Source organism: Pseudochelatococcus sp., assembly GCF_050946405.1.
In the GTDB taxonomy this organism is placed as follows: domain Bacteria; phylum Pseudomonadota; class Alphaproteobacteria; order Rhizobiales; family Beijerinckiaceae; genus Pseudochelatococcus.
The window spans coordinates 15,892-36,842 of sequence record NZ_JBMNUS010000010.1 but is presented as its reverse complement, the minus strand read 5'-3'; the positions used below and the strand labels follow the sequence as shown (position 1 = coordinate 36,842).

At 69.2% G+C, this 20,951-nt stretch carries 19 protein-coding genes and 1 riboswitch; of the genes, 9 read left to right on the top strand and 10 right to left on the bottom strand.

Annotated features, from left to right (window positions below; all coding sequences use genetic code 11):
• Entirely contained in the window at positions 1 to 2,289 is a 2,289-nt protein-coding gene (locus ACOYJQ_RS14750; protein WP_433459423.1) for a ComEC/Rec2 family competence protein, read from the bottom strand.
• Positions 2,290 to 2,457: 168 nt separating this feature from the next.
• Between ACOYJQ_RS14750 and gltX the strand changes: the two genes are divergently transcribed.
• The 8 genes from gltX to ACOYJQ_RS14710 all read left to right on the top strand — a co-directional run bounded on the left by gltX (position 2,458) and on the right by ACOYJQ_RS14710 (position 11,613).
• Positions 2,458 to 3,885, top strand: coding sequence for a glutamate--tRNA ligase (gene gltX, locus ACOYJQ_RS14745; RefSeq protein ID WP_433459420.1), 1,428 nt, complete (start codon positions 2,458 to 2,460; stop codon positions 3,883 to 3,885).
• Between the two features lie 364 nt (positions 3,886 to 4,249).
• The gene (gene gltA / locus ACOYJQ_RS14740) at positions 4,250 to 5,539 is read left to right on the top strand and encodes a citrate synthase (protein WP_433459419.1); all 1,290 of its coding nucleotides are present in this window, start codon (positions 4,250 to 4,252) and stop codon (positions 5,537 to 5,539) included.
• A 594-nt stretch (positions 5,540 to 6,133) separates the two neighbouring features.
• The gene (locus tag ACOYJQ_RS14735) at positions 6,134 to 7,051 is read left to right on the top strand and encodes an ABC transporter permease subunit (protein ID WP_433459417.1); all 918 of its coding nucleotides are present in this window, start codon (positions 6,134 to 6,136) and stop codon (positions 7,049 to 7,051) included.
• 16 nt (positions 7,052 to 7,067) lie between these two features.
• Positions 7,068 to 8,456 carry a high-affinity branched-chain amino acid ABC transporter permease LivM gene (gene livM / locus ACOYJQ_RS14730; protein WP_433459416.1) on the top strand — a complete coding sequence of 463 codons (1,389 nt, stop codon included), beginning with the start codon at positions 7,068 to 7,070 and terminating at the stop codon, positions 8,454 to 8,456.
• The gene (locus ACOYJQ_RS14725) at positions 8,456 to 9,298 is read left to right on the top strand and encodes an ABC transporter ATP-binding protein (protein ID WP_433459414.1); all 843 of its coding nucleotides are present in this window, start codon (positions 8,456 to 8,458) and stop codon (positions 9,296 to 9,298) included. The genes livM and ACOYJQ_RS14725 overlap by 1 nt, the downstream gene beginning before the upstream one ends.
• Positions 9,295 to 10,074, top strand: a complete 780-nt coding sequence (locus ACOYJQ_RS14720) for an ABC transporter ATP-binding protein (RefSeq protein WP_433459412.1) — start codon at positions 9,295 to 9,297, stop codon at positions 10,072 to 10,074. Before ACOYJQ_RS14725 ends, ACOYJQ_RS14720 begins: the two co-directional genes overlap by 4 nt.
• Before the next feature lie 2 nt (positions 10,075 to 10,076).
• Positions 10,077 to 10,430: a DUF6867 family protein gene (locus ACOYJQ_RS14715; protein WP_433459410.1), complete on the top strand. Its 354-nt coding sequence runs from the start codon at positions 10,077 to 10,079 to the stop codon at positions 10,428 to 10,430.
• A gap of 46 nt (positions 10,431 to 10,476) precedes the next feature.
• Entirely contained in the window at positions 10,477 to 11,613 is a 1,137-nt protein-coding gene (locus ACOYJQ_RS14710) for a branched-chain amino acid ABC transporter substrate-binding protein (protein WP_433459409.1), read from the top strand.
• A 54-nt stretch (positions 11,614 to 11,667) separates the two neighbouring features.
• Here the strand turns inward: ACOYJQ_RS14710 and ACOYJQ_RS14705 are convergent, their stop codons facing one another.
• Positions 11,668 to 12,396, bottom strand: a complete 729-nt coding sequence (locus tag ACOYJQ_RS14705; RefSeq protein ID WP_433459408.1) for a cytochrome c biogenesis CcdA family protein — start codon at positions 12,394 to 12,396, stop codon at positions 11,668 to 11,670.
• A 129-nt stretch (positions 12,397 to 12,525) separates the two neighbouring features.
• Between ACOYJQ_RS14705 and ACOYJQ_RS14700 the strand changes: the two genes are divergently transcribed.
• Positions 12,526 to 13,542 carry a P1 family peptidase gene (locus tag ACOYJQ_RS14700; protein WP_433459581.1) on the top strand — a complete coding sequence of 339 codons (1,017 nt, stop codon included), beginning with the start codon at positions 12,526 to 12,528 and terminating at the stop codon, positions 13,540 to 13,542.
• Here ACOYJQ_RS14700 and ACOYJQ_RS14695 read toward each other — a convergent pair.
• The 8 genes from ACOYJQ_RS14695 to ACOYJQ_RS14660 all read right to left on the bottom strand — a co-directional run bounded on the left by ACOYJQ_RS14695 (position 13,523) and on the right by ACOYJQ_RS14660 (position 20,888).
• Positions 13,523 to 14,140 carry a thiamine phosphate synthase gene (locus ACOYJQ_RS14695; protein WP_433459407.1) on the bottom strand — a complete coding sequence of 206 codons (618 nt, stop codon included), beginning with the start codon at positions 14,138 to 14,140 and terminating at the stop codon, positions 13,523 to 13,525. The genes ACOYJQ_RS14700 and ACOYJQ_RS14695 overlap by 20 nt on opposite strands.
• A complete protein-coding gene (locus ACOYJQ_RS14690; RefSeq protein ID WP_433459406.1) occupies positions 14,137 to 14,937 on the bottom strand; it encodes a thiazole synthase in 801 nt (266 codons plus the stop codon). Before ACOYJQ_RS14690 ends, ACOYJQ_RS14695 begins: the two co-directional genes overlap by 4 nt.
• Positions 14,938 to 14,957: 20 nt before the next feature.
• Positions 14,958 to 15,170, bottom strand: a complete 213-nt coding sequence (thiS, locus tag ACOYJQ_RS14685) for a sulfur carrier protein ThiS (RefSeq protein WP_433459405.1) — start codon at positions 15,168 to 15,170, stop codon at positions 14,958 to 14,960.
• 45 nt (positions 15,171 to 15,215) lie between these two features.
• Entirely contained in the window at positions 15,216 to 16,355 is a 1,140-nt protein-coding gene (gene thiO / locus ACOYJQ_RS14680) for a glycine oxidase ThiO (RefSeq protein ID WP_433459404.1), read from the bottom strand.
• Positions 16,345 to 16,443: riboswitch (TPP riboswitch) on the bottom strand. It overlaps the preceding gene by 11 nt.
• Positions 16,444 to 16,504: 61 nt before the next feature.
• A complete protein-coding gene (gene scpB / locus ACOYJQ_RS14675) occupies positions 16,505 to 17,128 on the bottom strand; it encodes an SMC-Scp complex subunit ScpB (protein ID WP_433459402.1) in 624 nt (207 codons plus the stop codon).
• Complete coding sequence (locus ACOYJQ_RS14670; protein ID WP_433459401.1) at positions 17,128 to 17,970, bottom strand: segregation and condensation protein A; 843 nt, start codon at positions 17,968 to 17,970, stop codon at positions 17,128 to 17,130. Before ACOYJQ_RS14670 ends, scpB begins: the two co-directional genes overlap by 1 nt.
• A gap of 37 nt (positions 17,971 to 18,007) precedes the next feature.
• Positions 18,008 to 19,165 carry a beta-N-acetylhexosaminidase gene (gene nagZ / locus ACOYJQ_RS14665; RefSeq protein ID WP_433459400.1) on the bottom strand — a complete coding sequence of 386 codons (1,158 nt, stop codon included), beginning with the start codon at positions 19,163 to 19,165 and terminating at the stop codon, positions 18,008 to 18,010.
• Between the two features lie 16 nt (positions 19,166 to 19,181).
• Positions 19,182 to 20,888, bottom strand: a complete 1,707-nt coding sequence (locus ACOYJQ_RS14660; protein ID WP_433459398.1) for an SPOR domain-containing protein — start codon at positions 20,886 to 20,888, stop codon at positions 19,182 to 19,184.
• Between the last annotated feature and the right edge of the window lie 63 nt (positions 20,889 to 20,951).

Genomic DNA, 20,951 nt, shown 5'->3' with positions numbered 1-20,951 from the left:
TTATCGCGCGCTTCTGCGCCACGGGCGTTCTTCCGGGGCTTCCCGGCCGTCGCCTGTCCGCGCGCCGGGCGCGGCCGGATGCTCCCGCGTTCCCTCCACCGTCAGCCCGTCGCCCGCCACGGTGAGGGCGATGGCGCCGAAGCGGTCCAGGTCGTCGCGGTCGATCACATGAGGCGCGGCGCAATCCGGCGGCGCCTGGCGGGGCGTGATCAGGACGGCGGCGCGGCGGCAATCTTCCCTGAGCGCCCCTGCCTCGCGGGAGAAGGCCACGCTGCGGCCGTCAGCGAGACGGGCGACGCAGCCCAGCCTGTCGCAGGCAACGTTGTGCCGCAGCGCGGGGTCGTTCGCGCGGCGGCCGTCGCCGTCGGCGCGCAGCCATTGCTCGACGACGAAGGCCGAGGGACTGCCGAGAATGACGAATCGCCCGTCCGCGCCGCGCACCGCGGCGCCGCGCCCCTCCCGATCGACGCGGATATCGGGACGCGCCGGCGCGGCGGCGAGCGCGAGGCCGGCGGCGGCCGGCAGGACCGCGAGCCAGCGCAGCGGGGTGGACCACAGGCAGGCCCACAGCAGGGCCAGCACCAGCAACAACAGGATTCCCATGCCGAAGGCGGGCACGACGACCACCGCCCCCGGAAAATCCGTCATGATCCGCGCCCCCTCCAGCACGGGAACCGCAGCGAGGCCGGCCAGATGCCAGAAGGGACCGTCGAGGCCCAACGGATGAAACGCCACGGCGAGAAAGGAGAGCGGCATCACCGCGAGTTCCACGATCGGCAGGCCGAAGGCGTTGCCGAGAATGCCCCACGGATTGAAGGTCTGGAAGTGGTAGGTGCTGAACGGCCCGGTCGCGAGCATCGCCACGATGGTGGTGACGGCGCTCATCGCGATCACGCGGCGCATCCGGCCCGTGCGCTGCCGGTCCGGCGGTCGCAGCGCGCCCCCTTCGCGCAGCGGCAGGAGGCTGCGCGCGGGATCGCCGTTCTCCCAGCGCTCGAACAGCGCGATCAGCGCCGCCACGCCGGCGAAAGACATCTGGAAGCTCGGCCCGAGCATGGATTCGGGTTGCAACGTCAGGCACACGAAGGCTGCGAGCGCCAGATTGCGCATGGACAGGGCCGGCCGGTCGACGAGAATCGCTCCCATCACGATCAACGTCACGAACAGCGCGCGCTGGGTGTCGATTCCCGCGCCCGAGAACACGCAATAACCGCTGGCGCCGACGATGCCGGCGACGGCGGCGAACTTGCGCACCGGATAGCGGACCGCAAGGCCCGGCACGAACACGAGCAACTGGCGCACGATGACGAAGAGCGCGCCGGCGACGAGCGTCATGTGAAAACCGCCGATGGAAACCACGTGATAGATGCCGGCGGCGCGCAGCGCCTCGTTGGTCTCGTCCGCGATCATCCCGCGCTTGCCCGTCACCAGCGCCGCGACGAAGGCGGCCTCCTGCGCCCGCGGCCCTCCCGTACCGGCGTCGGGGAGCAGCGGTCCGCCGCCGCCGGCCGCCTCGAGGATACGCCGCGTCAACGCATTGCGCTCGACGTCGATCCGGGCGGAAAGGCGGGCGGCCCATCCGACGCGAATCGCGGCGGGTTCCACGTCGTCCGCGATGACGCGCACCGCGCCGTTCGCCGAGCCGACCGCGCCGATACCGCCGAAGAAGGCGTCACGCGCGAAATCGTAACCGCCCGGCCGCGCCGGCTGCGGCGGAGGCACGAGCCGCGCGACCGCCGCGATGCGCGTTCCCGCCGCGATGCCGGCCCCCTTGCGAAAGCTCACCCGCACCGTCGCCGGACGGCGCGCGGGCGGAAGGCCGGCGAAGGCGTGCACCTCGATCACCGCGCGCGGCCCCTGCCCGCGCTCCTCCACCGAGCGGACATAGCCTTCGAGCGGCCCGACGACGGCCGCGTCCAGCAGCGGCCGGGTGACGAGCGCCGTTCGCAACGAGGCGACCGAGAACCCGAGAAACACCGCCCCCACGGCGATCGCCGCGAGACGGGCGCGCCAGCGCCCGCGCAGCATGAACGCCGCGACGACAGCGAGCGCGGCAAGCAGCGGTCCGGCCCACGGCGCGGGCTCCCGCTCCGCCGCGAAGTAAAGCGCGATACCCGCGCCATAGGCGACGGGGAGCCACAGAAAAGGACGTCGGCGTGCCGCCTCGGCCCGCATCCAGCGCTCCGCGGCCGGGCGCAGCCGCGCGCCCCTGTCGAAGGCGCCCGCGAGCCCTGCCCATCCCGCGAACCGGGCGGGCAGCACACCGGCCCCTCGGCGCTCCCGGTCCATCGATGTCCGGCGCTCCCTACCCCGCAGCCGCAAGTCGTGTTACATCACGCAGTATCATCGTTTCGATCGCTCCGGCCAAGCCCGATCCGCCACATCCGGCGTCAATGCGAAGCTTTTCGGGTGCGAAACGTCATCCTGGTCGTCAACATTTTCGGAATTTCCGCAGCAATGACCGCTTCCGTCGTCACGCGCTTCGCCCCCTCCCCCACGGGTTTCCTGCATATCGGCGGAGCGCGCACCGCCCTTTTCAACTGGCTGTACGCGAAACACAACAACGGCAAGATGCTCCTGCGCATCGAGGACACCGATCGCGAGCGCTCGACGGAAGCGGCCGTCGACGCCATTTTCGACGGGCTGCGCTGGCTCGGGCTCGACTGGGACGGCGAGGCCGTGCGCCAGTTCTCGCGCGCGGCGCGCCACCGCGAGGTGGTGGAGACGCTGCTGGCGCAGGGACGGGCCTATTACTGCTACGCGACGCCGCAGGAGCTGGAGGCGATGCGCGAGGAAGCGCGCGCGCAGGGCCGGCCGATGCGCTACGACGGCCGCTGGCGCGACCGCGATCCCGCCGAGGCGCCGGCCGGCGTGCCGCCCGTGGTGCGCCTGAAGGCGCCGCAAACCGGCGAAACGGTCATCGAGGACATGGTGCAGGGACGCGTCGCCTGGCAGAACGAGAATCTCGACGACCTCGTGCTGCTGCGCTCCGACGGCACGCCGACCTACATGCTCGCCGTCGTCGTCGACGACCACGACATGGACGTGACGCACATCATCCGCGGCGACGACCACCTGACGAACGCCGCGCGGCAGAAGCATATCTACGAGGCGCTCGGCTGGCAGGTGCCGGAAATGGCGCACATCCCGCTGATTCACGGCCCGGACGGCGCCAAGCTGTCCAAGCGCCACGGCGCGCTGGGCGTCGACGCCTACCGGGCGATGGGCTATCTGCCGGAGGCCCTGCGCAATTATCTCGTGCGTCTGGGCTGGAGCCACGGCGATCAGGAAATCTTTTCCACAGAGGAAATGATCGCCGCCTTCAGCCTCGGCAACGTCGGGCGCTCCCCGGCGCGCTTCGATTTCGCCAAGCTCGAAAACCTCAACGGCCACTACATGCGCGCGGCCGGCGACGACGCGCTGGTCGCGGCCGTCGCGCGCATTTTGCCGGAGGTGGGGCCGGCGCGCGGCCTGCCGGCGGCGCTCGACGCGCCGATCGCCGAAAAGCTGCGCGCGGCCATGCCGGGATTGAAGGAACGCGCCAAGACGTTGCTGGAACTGCTCGACAGCGCCTATTTCATCTTCGCCTCCCGGCCGCTCGCGCTGGACGACAAGGCCGCCGCCCTGCTGGGCAACGGCGGCCGGGAACGTCTGGCGCTGGTGGCCGGCCTGCTCGCCGCGGCGGGAGAATGGACGCCGCAGGCGACCGAGAGCGTGGTGCGCGAGGCCGCCACCGAAGCGGGCGTGAAGCTGGGCCAGATCGCCCAGCCGCTGCGCGCCGCGCTCACCGGGCGCGCAACCTCGCCGGGGCTGTTCGACGTCATGGCGGTGCTGGGGCGCGAGGAAAGCCTCGCCCGGATTCGCGACCAGCTGCCGCCCGCCTGACCACGGCGGCGGGCGGCGGAAAACGCCCGTCCCGGCGGTTACAATTTCGACACAATGAAACTCGCGATATGTTCCTGAATTTCGCGGGTTTCGGTAGGGGAATGTCGTTATGCCGCGCCGGAAACCGCTTGCCGGCAACGGTTTGCGCCACCGGGCGGGAAGCGCCGGCTCCCGTCCGCAATCCCCGCAAGGCGAAAGCAGCCAACACGGTCCGCCCGCTTGAACGACAGCCATGAATGCGCTAGGCAAACATCCGTCTTACGTCGATCGGATCGAAAACCACAGATTGTCGCGGATTTTCAATTGTCATTTCAATCCCGGCTGTGCGGCTTTCGCTAGATCACTCAGCTAAAGGGATTCATCCATGAGCGTGAAGACGAGCACGTTGACGATCGACGGCAAGGCGATCGAACTGCCGGTAAAAGAAGGATCGATCGGCCCCAGCGTCATCGATATCGCCCCGCTTTACAAGCACACCGGGAATTTCACCTACGACCCCGGCTTCACCTCGACCGCGAGCTGCGAATCGCAGATCACGTATATCGACGGTGACGAAGGCGTGCTGCTGTATCGCGGCTACCCGATCGAGCAGCTTGCCGAGCACGGCGACTTTCTCGAGACCTGCTATCTGCTGCTCTACGGCGAGTTGCCGACCCCGGCCCAGAAGCAGGATTTCGACTACCGCGTCACGCGCCACACGATGGTGCATGAGCAGATGACCCGGTTCTTCCAGGGTTTCCGCCGCGACGCCCATCCCATGGCGGTGATGGTCGGTTCAGTCGGCGCATTGTCGGCGTTCTACCACGATTCGACCGACATCTCCGACCCGCAGCAGCGCATGATCGCCTCGATGCGCCTGATCGCCAAGATCCCGACGCTCGCGGCGATGGCCTACAAGTACTCGATCGGCCAGCCGTTCGTGTACCCCAAGAACGAGCTCGACTATACGTCGAACTTCCTCCACATGGCCTTCTCCGTGCCGTGCGAGGAATACGTGCCGAATCCTGTGCTGTCGCGCGCCCTCGACCGCATCTTCATCCTGCACGCCGATCACGAGCAGAACGCCTCGACCTCGACGGTGCGCCTCGCCGGCTCGTCGGGCGCCAACCCGTTCGCGTGCATCGCGGCGGGCGTGGCCTGCCTGTGGGGGCCGGCTCACGGCGGCGCCAACGAGGCGGCGCTGAAGATGCTGGAGGAGATCGGCTCGGTCGAGCGCATCCCGCAATACGTCGCCAAGGCCAAGGACAAGAACGATCCGTTCCGTCTCATGGGCTTCGGCCACCGCGTGTACAAGAACTACGATCCGCGCGCCAAGATCATGCAGCGCACCACCCATGAGGTGTTGAGCGAGCTCGGCATCAAGGACGATCCGCTGCTGGAAGTCGCGCTGGAGCTGGAGCGGATCGCGCTTCACGACGAATACTTCATCGAGAAGAAGCTCTATCCGAATATCGACTTCTACTCCGGCATCACGCTGAAGGCGCTCGGGTTCCCCACCTCGATGTTCACCGTGCTGTTCGCTCTCGCGCGCACGGTGGGCTGGATCGCCCAGTGGAAGGAAATGATCGAAGATCCGTCCCAGAAGATCGGCCGTCCGCGCCAGCTCTACACGGGCTCGCCCAAGCGCGACTACGTCCCGGTCGATCAGCGCTGATCCGACCAGGGACCAGAGCGGCGTGCATTCAAGTGGAATCGTGACGCCGCTCCACATTCCATATTTTACAGCAGTTTGCGTTCAAATCGATCAATCGGTTTGAACGCAAACGGCTCCGGGGCCGATGGGCGGAACTCATCCGCCCCCGGTCACGGATGAAGCAGGACGAAACACGAAGGACGAAACACGAAGGCCGCGGATCGAGGATCCGCGGCCTTTTCACATGCATCTTTCATGTGCAGCTTCCGACGCCGGGTTCCCTCCTTCCGGTGCCGCTTATCCTGCCCGGATGCTCTCTTTTTCACCATCGACGGTGTGAATTCGGGCAGCATGGTCATCGGGAGGGCTGGACAATATCGGGAAATTCGACTGCTATAGGCCGGCTTGCGGGTTCTGTTCGCATGCATGCGGCGTGGGCATCGGCGCGATCCGGGAGGGAAACGCGACCGGAACAGGCACCGGAAGCGGGCCATCGCGGCAATCGGGGAACGACGGGCGGCATTCCGCGCGGGGATATCGGGGCCGTGTTTTCCGGGCGTGGGCTGCCCGGAAGCCGCCATCAACATTTTGAAGGTTCAGGGGGGCGTCACGCCGATGGAAGTCTTCGCGCAGCAGCTCATCAACGGGCTGACTCTCGGTTCGATCTATGGCCTGATCGCCATCGGCTACACGATGGTGTTCGGCATCATCGGCATGGTGAACTTCGCCCACGGCGACGTGTTCATGGTTTCCGCCTTCATCGCGCTGATCTTCTTCCTGCTGCTCACCACCTGGCTCGGCGTCTCCTCCGTCGCCGTCGCGCTTCTCATCGTGCTGGTGCTCGCCATGGCGATGACCGCGCTCTGGGGCTGGGCGCTGGAGCGGCTGGCGTACCGGCCGTTGCGAGGCTCGTTCCGGCTCGCGCCGATGATCTCGGCCATCGGCGTCTCGATCTTCCTGTCGAACTTCGTCCAGGTGGCGCAGGGGGCGCGCAACAAGGCGGTGCCGCCGGTCATTTCCGACGTCATCGTGCTTTACGAGAACGGCGGCTATGCGGTCACGCTGTCATACAAGCAGATCATCATCATCGCCGTCACGGCCGTGCTGCTGACCGCGTTCTGGTTCGTCGTGCGCAGGACGTCGCTCGGCCGGGCGCAGCGCGCGTGCGAGCAGGACCGCAAGATGGCCGCGCTGCTCGGCATCGACGTGGACCGCACCATCTCGCTCACCTTCGTGCTGGGCGCGGCGCTCGCCGCCGTGGCGGGCACGATGTACTTTCTCTACTACGGCGTCGTCGGCTTCTCGGACGGCTTCGTGCCCGGCGTCAAGGCGTTCACGGCCGCGGTGCTCGGCGGCATCGGCTCGCTGCCCGGCGCGGTGCTGGGCGGGCTGATCATCGGGCTCGTCGAAACATTGTGGTCGGCCTATTTCTCCATCGAATACAAGGACGTCGCCGCATTCTCGATTCTCGCCATCGTGCTCGTCTTCATGCCGTCCGGCATTCTGGGCCGGCCCGAGGTCGAGAAGGTCTGACGGCGGGAGAACGACGATGACCAACCATCAGGGCGCTTTTTCCCCCGCCGTCAGGGCGAATCCGCCGGCCCTCGCGCGGGCGCTGCGCGAGGGCGCCGTGGCGGCGCTGGTGATGCTGGGGCTTTCGTTCCCCATCCTGCTCTTCCGCACCGATCAGGGCGCGAACCTGCAACTGGTGCTGACGCCGCGCGTCGGGCTGGTGGCCGTGCTGTGCGCGCTCGTTTTCGCGGCGCGCGTCCTCGTCCACCTCAACGCCGCGCGGCGCGAGCGGAAATCGGCCGCGAAGGCGCCGGCGGCGGGCGGCGGTTTCGCGCGCATCGTGGCGACCTTCGGCGTGCCGCTTTTCCTCGGCGTCGCCGTCACCTTTCCGCTGCTGACGAGCCTCGCCTCGGGCGGGCTCACCGGCGCGCGCTACTGGATCGACCTCGGCATCCTGATCCTCACCTATGTGATGCTCGGCTGGGGGCTCAACATCGTCGTGGGTCTCGCGGGGCTGCTCGATCTGGGCTATGTGGCGTTCTACGCCGTCGGCGCCTACACCTACGCGCTGCTGTCGACGACCTTCGGCTTTTCGTTCTGGATCTGCCTGCCGCTGGCGGGCGTGCTCGCGGCCTTCTGGGGCATCCTGCTCGGCTTCCCGGTGCTGCGGCTGCGGGGCGATTATCTGGCCATCGTCACGCTGGCTTTCGGCGAGATCATCCGGCTCGTGCTGATCAACTGGGTGGAGCTGACCAACGGCGGCGCGGGCATTTCCTCCATTCCGCGCGCGACTTTCTTCGGCATTCCCTTCGAGCGCGGCGAGAACGGCTTCGCGGCGCTGTTCGGCCTGCCGTTCAGCGCCATGCACCGCATCGTGTTCCTCTATTATCTCATCCTCGTGCTGGCGCTGATCACCAACGCCGTCACCATGCGGCTGCGCCGGCTCCCCATCGGGCGGGCGTGGGAGGCGCTGCGCGAGGACGAGATCGCCTGCCGCTCGCTCGGCATCAACACGCGCAACACGAAATTGACCGCCTTTTCCATCGGCGCGGGCTTCGGGGGGCTTGCGGGAGCGTTCTTCGCCGTGCGACAGGGTTTCGTCAGCCCGGAGAGCTTCAACTTTCTCGAATCGGCGATCATCCTCTCGGTGGTGGTGCTGGGCGGGATGGGCTCGCAGTTCGGCGTCGCCATCGCCGCCGTCGTCATGGTGGGCGGGCCGGAGCTGCTGCGGCATCTGACATTCACGAAGGCGATCTTCGGCGCGGATTTCGATCCGAACGACTATCGCCTGCTGTTGTTCGGCCTGGCGATGGTCATGATGATGGTCTGGCGCCCGCGGGGGCTGATCGCGCATCGCCAGCCGTCCGTGGCGCTGAAGAAGCGCAAGGCGATATCGGGATCGCTCGTCAAGGAGGGGAACGGATAATGCGCTGGGAGAACGATCCCATTCTCACGGTGGAGCATCTCAGGATGCGCTTCGGCGGCCTCGTGGCGGTCAACGATCTCTCGTTCAAGGTCGGGCGCAAGGATGTCACGGCGCTGATCGGCCCCAACGGCGCGGGCAAGACGACCGTCTTCAACTGCATCACCGGCTTCTACAAACCCAACGAGGGCATGCTGACGCTGCGGCAGGCCGGCGGCGACAGCTACCTGCTGGAGCGCCTGCCCGGCCACAGCATCGCGCGGGATGCGCGGGTGGCGCGCACGTTCCAGAACATCCGCCTCTTCTCCGGCATGACGGTGCTGGAAAACCTGCTGGTGGCCCAGCACAACACGCTGATGCGGGCGTCGGGCTTCACGCTGGCCGGCCTCGTCGGGCTGCCGGGTTTCCGCAACGCGGAAAAGGCCGCCATCGAGAAGGCGCGCCACTGGCTGGAGAAGATCAACCTCATCGAGCGCGCGGACGATCCCGCCGGCGATCTTCCCTACGGCGACCAGCGCCGGCTGGAGATCGCGCGCGCCATGTGCACCGATCCCGTGCTGCTGTGCCTCGACGAGCCGGCGGCGGGCCTCAACCCGCGCGAAAGCCAGGAGCTCAACACGCTGCTGCTGTCCGTGCGCAACGATCACGACACGGCCGTGCTGCTGATCGAGCACGACATGTCGGTGGTGATGCAGATATCCGATCACGTCATCGTGCTGGACTACGGCACCAGGATCGCGGATGGCACGCCGGAGGAGATCCGCAACGATCCGCGCGTCATCGCCGCCTATCTGGGTGTCGACGACGACGAGGTGGAAGCCGTCGAGGCGGAGGTGGGAGCATGAGCGCCCCGGGACAACAAGAAACCGCGCAACGGGAAACCGTGCGGCAGGAAACCGCGAAAGCGCCGCTCCTCGCGGTGCGGGGCGTCAAGACCTATTACGGCAACATCATCGCGCTGAAGGGCGTCGACATCGACGTGAACGAGGGCGAGATCGTCACCCTCATCGGGGCGAACGGCGCGGGCAAGTCCACGCTGATGATGACCATCTTCGGCAATCCGCGCGCCCGCGAAGGCACCATCACCTATGCCGGGCGCGACATCACGCGCCTGCCGACCCACGAGATCGCGCGGCTCAACATCGCGCAATCGCCGGAGGGGCGGCGCATCTTTCCGCGCATGACGGTGTATGAAAACCTGCAAATGGGCGCGGCGATCAACCAGTTCGCGCATTTCGACGCCGATCTGGAACGGGTGACGACCATGTTCCCGCGCCTGAAGGAGCGCCTGCATCAGCGCGGCGGCACGCTTTCGGGCGGCGAGCAGCAGATGCTCGCCATCGCCCGCGCGCTCATGAGCCGGCCGAGGCTGCTGCTGCTGGACGAGCCCTCGCTCGGCCTCGCACCGCTCGTGGTGCGGCAGATCTTCGACGTCATCCGGGAACTCAACCGCAAGGACGGCATGACGGTGTTCCTGGTGGAGCAGAACGCCTATCATGCGCTCAAGCTCGCGCACCGCGCCTATGTGATGGTGACGGGAGCGATCACGCTGTCGGGCAGCGGGCGGGAGCTGCTGGAGGACCCGCAGGTGCAGGCGGCCTATCTGGAGGGCGGAAGGTGATCATGCAGGGCATTCTCTACGAAGAATCGTCCGTGTGGCTGTTCCTGTTCGTCACGCTGGTGCTGGGCGGCGGGGCGGCGTGGATGACGGGGCGCGCGCTCGCGGTGACGTGGGCGCCCTTGTGGCAGGGCATCGTCTACTTCCTGCTGCTGGGCGCGGCGGTGCGGTTCATCCATTTCGCGCTGTTTCACGGCACGCTGCTGTCGCTCCATTACTATCTGGTCGATTCGATCTTCCTGATCGCCATCGGCCTGACCGGCTTCCGCTACACGCGGGCGCGGCAGATGACGACACAATATTCCTGGCTTTACAAACGCACCGGGCCGTTCACATGGCGGGACAGAAATCCCGCATGAACCGAATCCGACGCGGCGGGTTTGTCATCAACGGAGGGGTTTGAGAATGAAGAAGACGATCGTTGGCACCCTGGCGCTGGGCGTGAGCCTTGCCGTGGGCCTTGCATTGCCCGGCGCGGCGCTGGCGCAGGTGAAGTTCGGCATCGGCGCGCCGCTCACCGGCCCCAACGCCGCCGTCGGCGACCAGTTCCAGAACGGCGCCGAACAGGCCATCGCCGATCTCAACGCGGCGGGCGGCATTCTCGGGCAGAAGATCGAGGCGAGCCTCGGCGACGATGTGTCCGATCCCAAGCAGGGCGTCTCGGTGGCGAACAAGTTCGCCGGCGAGGGCGTGAAGTTCGTGATCGGCCACTACAATTCCGGCGTGTCGATTCCCGCTTCCGAAACGTACGAGGAATCGGGCATTCTCCAGATCTCGCCCGGCTCCACCAATCCCGTCTTCACCGAGCGCGGCCTGTGGAACACGTTCCGCACCTGCGGCCGCGACGACCAGCAGGGCGCGGTGGCCGGCGCGTATCTCGCCAAACACTACAAGGACAGGAACATCGCAGTCGTCCACGACAAGACGCCCTACGGTAAGGGCCTGGCGGACGAGACCGTGAAGGCGCTGACGGCGGCGGGGCTCAAGGCCGTGGTCTATGAGGGCATCAACACCGGCGAGAAGGATTACTCCGCTCTCGTCTCCAAGCTGAAGGCGGCCAACGTCAATGTGGTCTACTACGGCGGCCTTTATACGGAAGCCGGCCTGATCACCCGCCAGATGCGCGATCAGGGCCTGCCCGCGCCGCTGATGGGCGGCGACGGCATCGCCTCGTCGGAATACGCGGCCATTGCCGGCCCCGGCGCGGAAGGCACGCTGATGACCTTCAGCCCCGATCCGCGCAAGAACCCGGCCGCGCAGGCAGTGGTGGAAAAGTTCAAGGCGAAGAATTTCGACCCGGAGACCTACACGCTCTACAGCTACGCGGCCGTGCAGGTGGTGGCGCAGGCCGCCGAGGAAGCGAAGTCGCTCGATCCCGAGAAGGTGGCCGAAACCATCCGCTCCGGCAAGGCCTTCAAGACGGTGATCGGCGATCTCACCTTCAACGAGAAGGGCGACATCACCCGCCCCGACTACATCGTCTATGAATGGCGCAAGACGGCCGACGGCAATGTCGGCTATTCGGGCAACGAGGTGGAATGATCGCTTCTTCCCCGTGATTGCATCCGGCCCCGGCAAGCGATTGCCGGGGTTTTTTCATCCGATCTGCCCCAATGCCGGAAAGGTTTCCAGCAGCCAGAACGAGAACCGGTTGATGCTCCCGGTGAGGAAGGCGACGCCGGTCAGCACGAGCATGCCGCCCATCACCTTCTCGACAAGCGCGAAACGCGTGCGCATGCGCTTGATGAAGGCCACCAGCGGCTTCATGGCGAAAGCGGTGGCGACGAAGGGAATGCCGAGCCCCAGCGAATAGACGGCGAGCAGGCTCGCCCCGCGCGCCACGCTGTCGCCCGATCCCGCCACGGTGAGAATGGCGGCGAGGATGGGGCCGATGCAGGGCGTCCAGCCGAAGGCGAAGGCGAGCCCCATGACATAGGCGCCCCACAGCCCGGCGGGCTTGTCCACCTGCACCCGCGCCTCGCGATAGAGCAGGTTCAGGCGGAACACGCCCAGGAAATGCAGGCCCATGACGATGATGAAGATGCCCGCCAGGGTGCCGAGCACGTCGATATACTGGCGCACGGCCTGCCCCAGCGCCGATGCCGTCGCGCCGAGCAGGACGAAAACCGTCGAGAAACCGGCCACGAACAGCAGCGAGGCGAAGAAGGCCCGCCGCGTCACCCCGGCATCCTGACGCTCCGCGAGCGTGTCGAGCGTGGTGCCGGTGAGGAACGTGACATAAGGCGGCACCAGCGGCAGCACGCAGGGGCTCAGAAAGCTCAGGAGGCCGGCGAAGGCGGCCGCTGGATAAGTGACGTCGATCATGCGAACGCTTCTATCCGCGAAAGCGCCGTTGCGGCAAGATGGCACGAACGCGCAGGGAAGGGCGTCGCGGCTTTTTGATGTCGCCGCGCTCGCGCTGGAGCGCGCTCCGGGAGACGACCGATGAACGACATGCATAACCTGATCACCGACGTGCCGGGCCTGCGCGTCGGCCACGCCCACGACGCGGCGGCGGCGACGGGCGTCACCGTCGCGGTGTTCGACGAACCGGCGGTCGCCTCGCTCGCCATTCTCGGCGGCGGCCCCGGCGTGCGCGACACCGCCCTGCTGGAGCCGGAGATGACGGTGCAGGCGATAGACGCCATCGTGCTGTCCGGCGGTTCGGCTTTCGGCCTCGATGCGGCGGGCGGCGCGATGAGCGCGCTGGCGCGCCACGGGCGCGGCTTCGCCGTTGCGAGCGCGCGGGTGCCGCTCGTGCCGCAGGCGGTGGTGTTCGATCTCCTGAACGGCGGCGACAAGCCGTGGGCCGCCGGCATCGGCGAACCGCCCCACCGGCGGCTCGCCGAACTTGCCGTGGAAGAAGCGCTCGCCTCCGCCGGCCCGTTCGCGCTGGGAACGGTGGGCGCGGGCCTCGGCGCCACCACCGTCGACCTGAAGGGCGGCGTCGGCTCCGCCGGCACGGTGACGGCGGAGGGTCACCGGGTCGGCGCTCTCGCGGTCGTCAACGCGGTGGGATCGGGCGTGATCGGCGACGGCCCGCATTTCTGGGCCGCGCCCTACGAGCAGGGCGACGAGTTCGGCGGGCTCGGCCTGCCGGCCTCGATCCCGGCGCAGGCGCTGATACCGCGCTTCAAGGGCGGGCCCGGCGAGAATACGACCATCGCCATCGTCGCCACCGATGCCACGCTCACCAAGGCGCAGGCGAAGCGCCTCGCCCTCGCCGCCCATGACGGCATGGCGCGCGCGCTGCGCCCCTCGCACGCGCTGCTGGACGGCGATACGGTATTCGCCGCCGCCACCGGCCGGCGGCCGCTCCGCCCCTCGCCCTATGAATTGTCGGCCATCGGCGTCGCCGCCGCCGACTGTCTCGCCCGCGCCATCGCACGGGGCATTTTCGAGGCGACCGCCCTTCCCTTCCCGGGCGCTCTGCCGGCGTGGCGCGACAGGTTCAGCCCAGCGACGCGATGAGCGCCCGCACTTCGGCCGCGGGATCGCCGGCGCGCATCACCCCGCCCATGACGGCGAGGCCCGCCGCGCCAGCCTGCCGGCAACGGGGAGCGGAAACCGCGTCGATGCCGCCGATGGCGATCACCGGCACGCGCGACACCGCCACGATCGCGGCGAGCCCCGCCTCGCCGAGCACGGGGCCATAACCCGGCTTGCTGGCCGTGGCGAAGGCCGGGCCGGCGATGATGTAGTCGACATGGGCCGGATCGGCGGCGCGCGCCTGCGCGAGCGTATGCACCGACTGGCCGATCAGCGCGTCTTCGCCCAGCATTCCTCTCGCCGCCGCCGCATCGCCGGCTTCCGGCAGGTGCACGCCACGCGCGCCCGCCTGCCGTGCGACCTCCGGCGAGCCATGCACCGTGACGCAGGCGCCGCAAGCCTGCGCCCGCCGGCGGAGGTCGCGCGCCAACCGCACCTGATCGTCGGCGGGGAGATCTTTTTCACGCAGGCTGATCCAGCGCCCGCCGCCCGCGAATACCGCCTCCGCCATCGTCGCCATGCTGCCGGCAAGCTGATGCCTGTCGGTGACGACGAGCAGCGGCGGCGCGGGCAGCCTCACGATTCGATGAGGCCGAGTTGCGGGCTCGACGCTTCCGCGTTGCGGCGCCTGGGAATGCGCCCCGCGAGATGCGCGAGACGCCCGCCCGCCACCGCATGCTTCATGGCGGCGGCCATGCGCACCGGATCGTTCGCTTTCGAAACGGCGGTGTTCAGCAGCACGGCGGCGCAGCCGAGCTCCATGGCGAGCGCGGCGTCGGAGGCCGTGCCGATGCCGGCGTCCAGCACCACCGGCACCGGGCTTCTGGCGCAGATCATCTCGATCATATGCGGATTGGAGATGCCGAGGCCCGAGCCGATCGGCGAGCCGAGCGGCATGACGGCGGCGGCCCCGGCATCGGCGAGCTTGCGGCAGGCGATCGGGTCGTCGGTGCAGTACGGCAGCACCACGAAACCCTTGTCGACAAGTTCGGCGGTGGCGCGCAGCAATTCCTCGACATCGGGATAGAGCAGCTCGCGGTCGCCCACCACCTCCACCTTCACCCAGTCGGTGCCGAGCGCCTCGCGCGCCAGTTCCGCCGTCAGCACGGCGTCGCGCGCCGTCTGGCAGCCCGCCGTGTTGGGCAGGAAATGCACCGAACCCGCCAGCACATCCACGAGCGTTTCCGCCGCGCCGGAAAGATCGATGCGGCGGATGGACGCCGTGGTCATCTGCGTGCCGCTGGCCTTCACGGCATCCAGCATCACTTTTTGGCTGGGATAGCCCGCCGTGCCGAGGAAGAGCCTCGATGTGAAAGTCCGCCCGGCGATCACCAGCGGATCGTCCTGCATATCCGTCGCCGTGATGTCCGTTACCATGATATCCGTCGCCACCGCGCTCACCCGCCCTGCCGCGCCTGCACGATCTCGATGCGATCGTCGGCGTTCAGCATGGTCCGCATCCACCTGTCGCGCGGCAGCACCGCGCCGTTGAGCGCCACCGCGACGCCGCGCGTATCGGCGGCGATGGCATGGCGCACGAGCACGGAGGCCAGCGTCGCATCCGCGACCTGCTCGCTCCTGCCGTTGACGCGCACCTGAATTTCACTCATGTCCCGATCCACTTCGTCCCTGTTCTTCCGTCCTTGTTCTTCCGTTTATGCCGCGACGGGGCGAAAACGTTCCAGCGCGAAGGGCCGCGCCAGCGCATCGAGCGCGCCGTCGAGGATGAAGCGCGACACGATGTCGGCCGTCACCGGCGTCAGCAGGATGCCGTTGCGGTGATGGCCGGTGGCGTAGACGAGGCCGTCGACCGGCCCCGGCCCCAGGATCGGCGCGTCGTCGCGGCTGCCGGGGCGGAAGCCCGCCCATGTCTCGATCAGCGGCAGTTCCTCGACGCCGGGCAGCGCGCGCCAGGCGTTCTGCAACAGCGACAGGATGCCGCCCGCCGTCAGCCGGTCGTCGAAGCCGCGCTCCTCCGCTGTCGCGCCGACGATGAGACGCCCGTCGCGGCGGGGCACCAGATAGACGCCGGAGGCCCAGACGACATGCCGGATCAAGGGGTTGGCGGCATCCATGCCGAGCGCCAGCATCTGCCCCTTCACGGGGCGCACGGGCGGGCGGGCATCGGGCGTGAGCCCGCCGATGCCGCGCGACCACGCGCCCGCCGCCAGCACGACGACGGACGCCTCATGCCGCTCTCCGCCGGCCTCCACGCCGGCGGCGCGCCCGTCCGCGACCAGAATGCGCTCGACCGGCGTTTCCTCGCGCAGATCGACGCCCGCGCCGGTGGCGGCCGCGCGCAGGGCGGCGGCGAGCTTGCGGTTGTCGACCTGATGGTCCTGCGGGCTCCAGACGGCGCCCGTCGCACCGGCGAGCATCGGCTCGCGGTCGCGCACCTCCCGCCCCGACAGCCACGTCACCGGCAGGCCGGTTTTTTCCTGCAAGGCGAGATGATGGCGCAGCCGCGCCTGCTCGTCGGCGTTCAGCGCCACATGCAGCGTGCCTTCCTCCCGCAGATCGACGGGGAGGCCGGCGGCGCTTTCGAGTTCCGCGGCGAAGGCGGGCCATAACTGCTGGCTGCGGCGGTTGAGCGGCAGCAGCCATTCCTCGCCCGGCTCCAGCTCGGTGCAGGCGGCGAGCATGCCCGCCGCCGCATGGCTCGCGCCGCTCCCGGCCCGGCCCTTGTCGAAAACCGTCACGCGGACGCCGCGCCGCGCCAGCCGCCACGCGATCGACAGACCGATGACGCCGGCACCGACAATGATGACGGATGAATCAGATGAATACGCGACCAACGGCTTCTCCCTACGCTGGCATGACCCAGACAGGTTCGATGGGTATAGTCTCAGCCGCGCCCGACGCGCGGCACCCCAGTGCCTTTAGTGGAACATCGTCTCTTTTGCCGACTTTGGCAAGGGGGTAACACGCAGAAGGGGCCTCGATGCTACAGCGCCTCTTCGTCGTCGTGCAGCGCATCGCCGTCTCTCGGCGTGGGAATCGAGAAGCCGCGCGGCAGCCGGCCGTCCAGAAAGCCGGCCCCCTTCAGGTCTTCGAGGCCGGGCAGGTCGTCGAGGGAGGCGAGGCCGAAATGAGACAGGAATTCGGGCGTCGTGCCGTAGGTCACGGGCCGGCCGGGCGTGCGCCGGCGGCCGCGCAGCCTGATCCAGCCGGTCTCCATCAGCGTGTCCAGCGTGCCGCGCGAGGTGGCGACGCCGCGGATTTCCTCCACCTCCGCCCGCGTCACCGGCTGGTGATAGGCGATGATCGCCAGCACTTCGAGCGCCGCGCGGGAAAGCTTGCGCGGCGCCTCCACCTCCCGCACCAGCGCCGGCGCGAGATCGGGCGCGGTGCGGAACGTCCATTTTCCCGCAACCCGGACGAGCACGACGCCGCGGCCGGCGTAATCCGCCTGGAGACGGATCAGAAGCGCCCCGAGATCGGTCCCGGCGGGAACACGGGCGGCGAGGTCCGCCTCCGCCACCGGCTCGCGCGAGGCGAACAGGATCGCCTCGATCACGCGTAAAGCACGGCCTTCGACGAACACGTCCCGCGGCGCATCGCCTTCCATCAGGCGACCTCCCGCGCGGCATCGGGCTCGACATCGGGCTCTTTCGGCCGACAGCGCAACATCAGGGGCGCGAAGGGCGCGTCCTGCCGCAGTTCGATGCGGCCCTCGCGCACCATTTCCAGCGTCGCCGAGAGCGCGGAGGCGCGCACCGTGGCCCGCATGCCCGGCGTCGCCATGAAGCTTTCGAGCCAGGGATCGAGCGCCGTCCAGTCCCGCGCGCCGCCGACCAGACGTTGCAAGGCCTCGCGGGCCTCGGCGAGAGACCATACCGTGCGCCGCTGCAAGGTCACGCGGGCGTTGGCGGTGCGCTGGCGGTTGTCGGTGTAGGCGCGCAGCAGGGCGAACAGCGAGACGTCCCATTTCGGACGCTCCACGATGGCCATTTCCTCCGGCGCGCCGCGCGCCAGCACATCCCGCCCGAGGCGGGGGCTGTCGGCGAGTTGCTGCGCCGCGCGCCGGATCGCCTCCAGACGCCGCAGCCGCAGGGCGAGCACCGTGGCGAGATCTTCCGCCACCGGCTCTTCCGCCGGCGCGGGCGCGGGCAGCAGCAGGCGGGATTTCAGGAAGGCGAGCCACGCCGCCATGACGAGATAGTCGGCGGCGAGTTCGAGGCGCAACTGGCGCGCGGCCTCGATGAAGGCGAGATATTGCTCCACCAGCGCCAGAATGGAAATCTGCGCCAGATCGACCTTCTGGCGGCGGGCGAGTTCCAGCAGCAGATCGAGCGGCCCCTCGAAGCCGTCGACATCGACGATCAGCGCGGGCTCCGCCTCGCGCCGTCCCGCGTCGAAATCGTCCGCCGCGATATCCGCGCGGAATGCCCCGTCGGCCACTCTCGTCATGCCCTCCCGTCGCGGCGGCAGCCGGTCGCGCACCGCCTCACGCGCCGACGGGCGCGGCCCCTTCGGTGGGGTCGCCCGGCTTCGGCGCATCCGCCAGAAGATCGGCCGGGAAGCCGCGCTTTGCAAGGGCGGCCGCCACGGCCGCATCGAACCGCGCGCGCTCATCCACAGGATCGAACGCCGCCGGCTCCTGCACAGGATCGAACGCCGCCGGCTCCTGCACAGGATCGAACGCCGCCGGCTCCTGCACAGGATCGAACGCCGCCGGCGCGCGGCGGATGAGGTCGAGCGCATGACGCGCGCGGGCGGCGGCTTCGCCGGCAAGCGGCGGAGCGAGCGCGGCAAGCTCCCGCATTTCGGACAGCAGGCCGTTGCAATGCAGCGCGATATCGCAGCCGGCGGCCAGCGCCGCCTGCGCGCGCGCGCCGATCGTGCCCGAGAGGGCGTTCATGGACAGATCGTCCGTCAGCAGCAGCCCATGAAAACCGATGCGGCCGCGAATGACGCGCGCGATGACGGCGGGCGAGACGGTGGCGGGATTGTCGGGATCGATGGCGCTGTAGACGACGTGCGCCGTCATCGCGACGGGTGCATCGGCCAGCGCGCGGAACGGCGCGAAGTCGCGCGCGTCGAGTTCCGCCTCGCCCGTGTCGACCACCGGCAGCGCCCGGTGGCTGTCGGCGTTGCCGCGCCCGTGGCCCGGAATGTGCTTGACGACCGGCAACACCCCGCCGGCGAGATATCCTTCCACCGCCGCGCGGCCGAGCACGGCGACGCGCTGCGGATCGGCCGCGAGAGCGCGATCGCCGATCACGTCGCTGGCTCCCTCGGCCGGCACATCGAGCACGGGGGCGCAATTGGCGGTGATGCCCACGGCCCGCAGGTCCGCCGCGATCAGACGCGCCCCGCGACGCGCCTCCTGCGGCTCCATCAGGCCGTAAATCGCGCCCGGCGGATAGGGCGGCCAATGCGGCGGCCCGAGACGCTGGACGCGCCCGCCCTCCTGATCGACGAAAACCGGCGCGTCCGGCCGGCCGACGCAGGCGCGCAGCGCCGCCGTCAGCGCCCGCACCTGCGCGGGTGAAACGATATTGCGGCGGAAGAGGATGAACCCCCACGGATCGGCATCCGCGAAAAGCGCACGCTCCTCGTCCGTCAGCGTCGGGCCGGAACAGCCCAGAACGAGCGCCCTCATGACATCCCGGCGCCCGTCAGTTGCGCGCCACGAAGCACTGGCCGCCGGAAGCCTGGATGCGCACGCACAGGGCCGTCGCCGCATCGCGCGAGGGGAAGGACCCGACGCGCAGGCGATAGATGGTGCGGCCGCCGGTCTGCGCCCGCAGGATATTGGGCGAATAGCCCGCAAGCTCGCCATGCTGGCGCTGGAGATTGGCGAACAGGTTGCGCGCCTCGCTCTCGCTGCCCGGCGCGGCAAGCTGCACGGTGAAGCCGCCTCCGGCGGCCTGCGGCGCGGCTTCCTGCGGCGTGGCGGCGACCTGCTGGCCGGCGGGGCCGGCCTGCGGCGAGATCTGCATCGGCGCGATCTGCAAGGGCGCGCGCGTCGCCGGGCGGTTGACGCCGGCCGGACGCGGCACGGGCATCACGGACGGCGCGGCGACAGCCGGGACCGATGCCGCAGGCTCCGCGACCGAAGGCGCGGAAACGACCGGCGTGGCGGGAGACGCGGCCTCGGGCGTCGCCGTCGCGAGCTGCTCGATGGTCGGCGCGGCAACGGCGGGCGCCTGCGGCGCGGCCGGCCCGCCGGAGGGCAGGATGCTGCCGTCCGGCCGCACGGAGACGGTGCGCACGCGCTTGGGCTCGCCGAGCGCCACGATGGCGGGGCTCGTGGGCTCCGGCGCTTCCGGCAGCGTGACATCGGCCGCCCCGCGCGCCGTGGTGGTGGTCGTGGTCGTCGTTTCCGCCGGCTGCTCCGGCGCGGCCTGCTGGGTCAGCAACTGGCCGATATCGACAGGCTGCTCGCGGTTGTCGACGACCACCGCATCCTCGCCGGAGGGCGCCTGATTGGTATGTTCGTAGATCGCCTTGTTGGTGTTGGGGATCTCCGCCCCGCCCGGCGTTTCGGGCTCGACCTTCACGGGCGCGCTGTCGGCGGCGATCACCGGCGGCTCGCCGTCGACGGCGCTGCCTCCGCCCCTGAAGAGCAGCGTGCCCGCCACCGCCACCGCGCCGAGACCGAGCGCGACCGCCGCGATCACCAGCCCGCGCCTGCGGCGCGCGACAGGCGCGGCATAGGCGGAATCAGCATAATATTGCTCGTCGTATTCCGCCTCGGCGGGTTCGGGCGCGCGGCCGTCGTCGGCATAGGCGCCGTAGCCGCCGCCGACGGAGGCCGCCGGCGTATCATGGCCTTCGTCCCATTCCGGCGCGCGCTGCGCGTCGGCGGGATAGCCGCCGTCCTGGCCGCCGGCGGCAAGCTGGTAGGCATCCTGCGCATAATAGCCGCCCGCCGCCACGGCGGCGTCGGACGCGCCGTCCAGCGCCTGGCTGAACTCCCGCGCATAGACTTCCGGCCCCGGTCCGGGAGGCACCGGCAACACGGGCACCGCCGGACTGCGGAGCCATTCGGGCATCGCCGCCCCCTGCTGTTCCGGCCGGGGTTGGGGCTGGGGCTGGCCCGCGCGCGGGCCGAGGTGCGCGAAGGCGCGCTCGATCTCGTTCACCCAATCGGGCTGGGAGCCGGCGGCGGGTTGCTGGCCGCCGGCGAATTGCTGGCCGCCGGCGCCTGCCGGAGCATAAGGCTCCGCCGGCCGCGGCGCAGCCGCCGGGCCGCCCTGCCCGACGATGCGCGCCAGTTCCGCCAGCGGATCCTCGTTGCGCGCGCGCGATGCGATGCGCCGGTTCTGCTCTTCGGGGCCGTCTGTATCGCGCATGGCGTAGGCTCTGCTGTTCTTACTCATGGGTGCAGTCCGATCCTTCAGACACGCCCGGATCATACCAGACGGGCAATATGACGAAGCCAA

Bases quoted from the DNA above. Each gene is read 5' to 3' on its own strand.
- ACOYJQ_RS14750 (WP_433459423.1), bottom strand. From the start codon at position 2,289: ATGGACCGGGAGCGCCGAGGGGCCGGTGTGCTGCCCGCCCGGTTCGCG.
- gltX (WP_433459420.1), top strand. From the start codon at position 2,458: ATGACCGCTTCCGTCGTCACGCGCTTCGCCCCCTCCCCCACGGGTTTC.
- gltA (WP_433459419.1), top strand. From the start codon at position 4,250: ATGAGCGTGAAGACGAGCACGTTGACGATCGACGGCAAGGCGATCGAA.
- ACOYJQ_RS14735 (WP_433459417.1), top strand. From the start codon at position 6,134: ATGGAAGTCTTCGCGCAGCAGCTCATCAACGGGCTGACTCTCGGTTCG.
- livM (WP_433459416.1), top strand. From the start codon at position 7,068: ATGACCAACCATCAGGGCGCTTTTTCCCCCGCCGTCAGGGCGAATCCG.
- ACOYJQ_RS14725 (WP_433459414.1), top strand. From the start codon at position 8,456: ATGCGCTGGGAGAACGATCCCATTCTCACGGTGGAGCATCTCAGGATG.
- ACOYJQ_RS14720 (WP_433459412.1), top strand. From the start codon at position 9,295: ATGAGCGCCCCGGGACAACAAGAAACCGCGCAACGGGAAACCGTGCGG.
- ACOYJQ_RS14715 (WP_433459410.1), top strand. From the start codon at position 10,077: ATGCAGGGCATTCTCTACGAAGAATCGTCCGTGTGGCTGTTCCTGTTC.
- ACOYJQ_RS14710 (WP_433459409.1), top strand. From the start codon at position 10,477: ATGAAGAAGACGATCGTTGGCACCCTGGCGCTGGGCGTGAGCCTTGCC.
- ACOYJQ_RS14705 (WP_433459408.1), bottom strand. From the start codon at position 12,396: ATGATCGACGTCACTTATCCAGCGGCCGCCTTCGCCGGCCTCCTGAGC.
- ACOYJQ_RS14700 (WP_433459581.1), top strand. From the start codon at position 12,526: ATGCATAACCTGATCACCGACGTGCCGGGCCTGCGCGTCGGCCACGCC.
- ACOYJQ_RS14690 (WP_433459406.1), bottom strand. From the start codon at position 14,937: ATGGTAACGGACATCACGGCGACGGATATGCAGGACGATCCGCTGGTG.
- thiS (WP_433459405.1), bottom strand. From the start codon at position 15,170: ATGAGTGAAATTCAGGTGCGCGTCAACGGCAGGAGCGAGCAGGTCGCG.
- scpB (WP_433459402.1), bottom strand. From the start codon at position 17,128: ATGGAAGGCGATGCGCCGCGGGACGTGTTCGTCGAAGGCCGTGCTTTA.
- ACOYJQ_RS14670 (WP_433459401.1), bottom strand. From the start codon at position 17,970: ATGACGAGAGTGGCCGACGGGGCATTCCGCGCGGATATCGCGGCGGAC.
- nagZ (WP_433459400.1), bottom strand. From the start codon at position 19,165: ATGAGGGCGCTCGTTCTGGGCTGTTCCGGCCCGACGCTGACGGACGAG.
- ACOYJQ_RS14660 (WP_433459398.1), bottom strand. From the start codon at position 20,888: ATGAGTAAGAACAGCAGAGCCTACGCCATGCGCGATACAGACGGCCCC.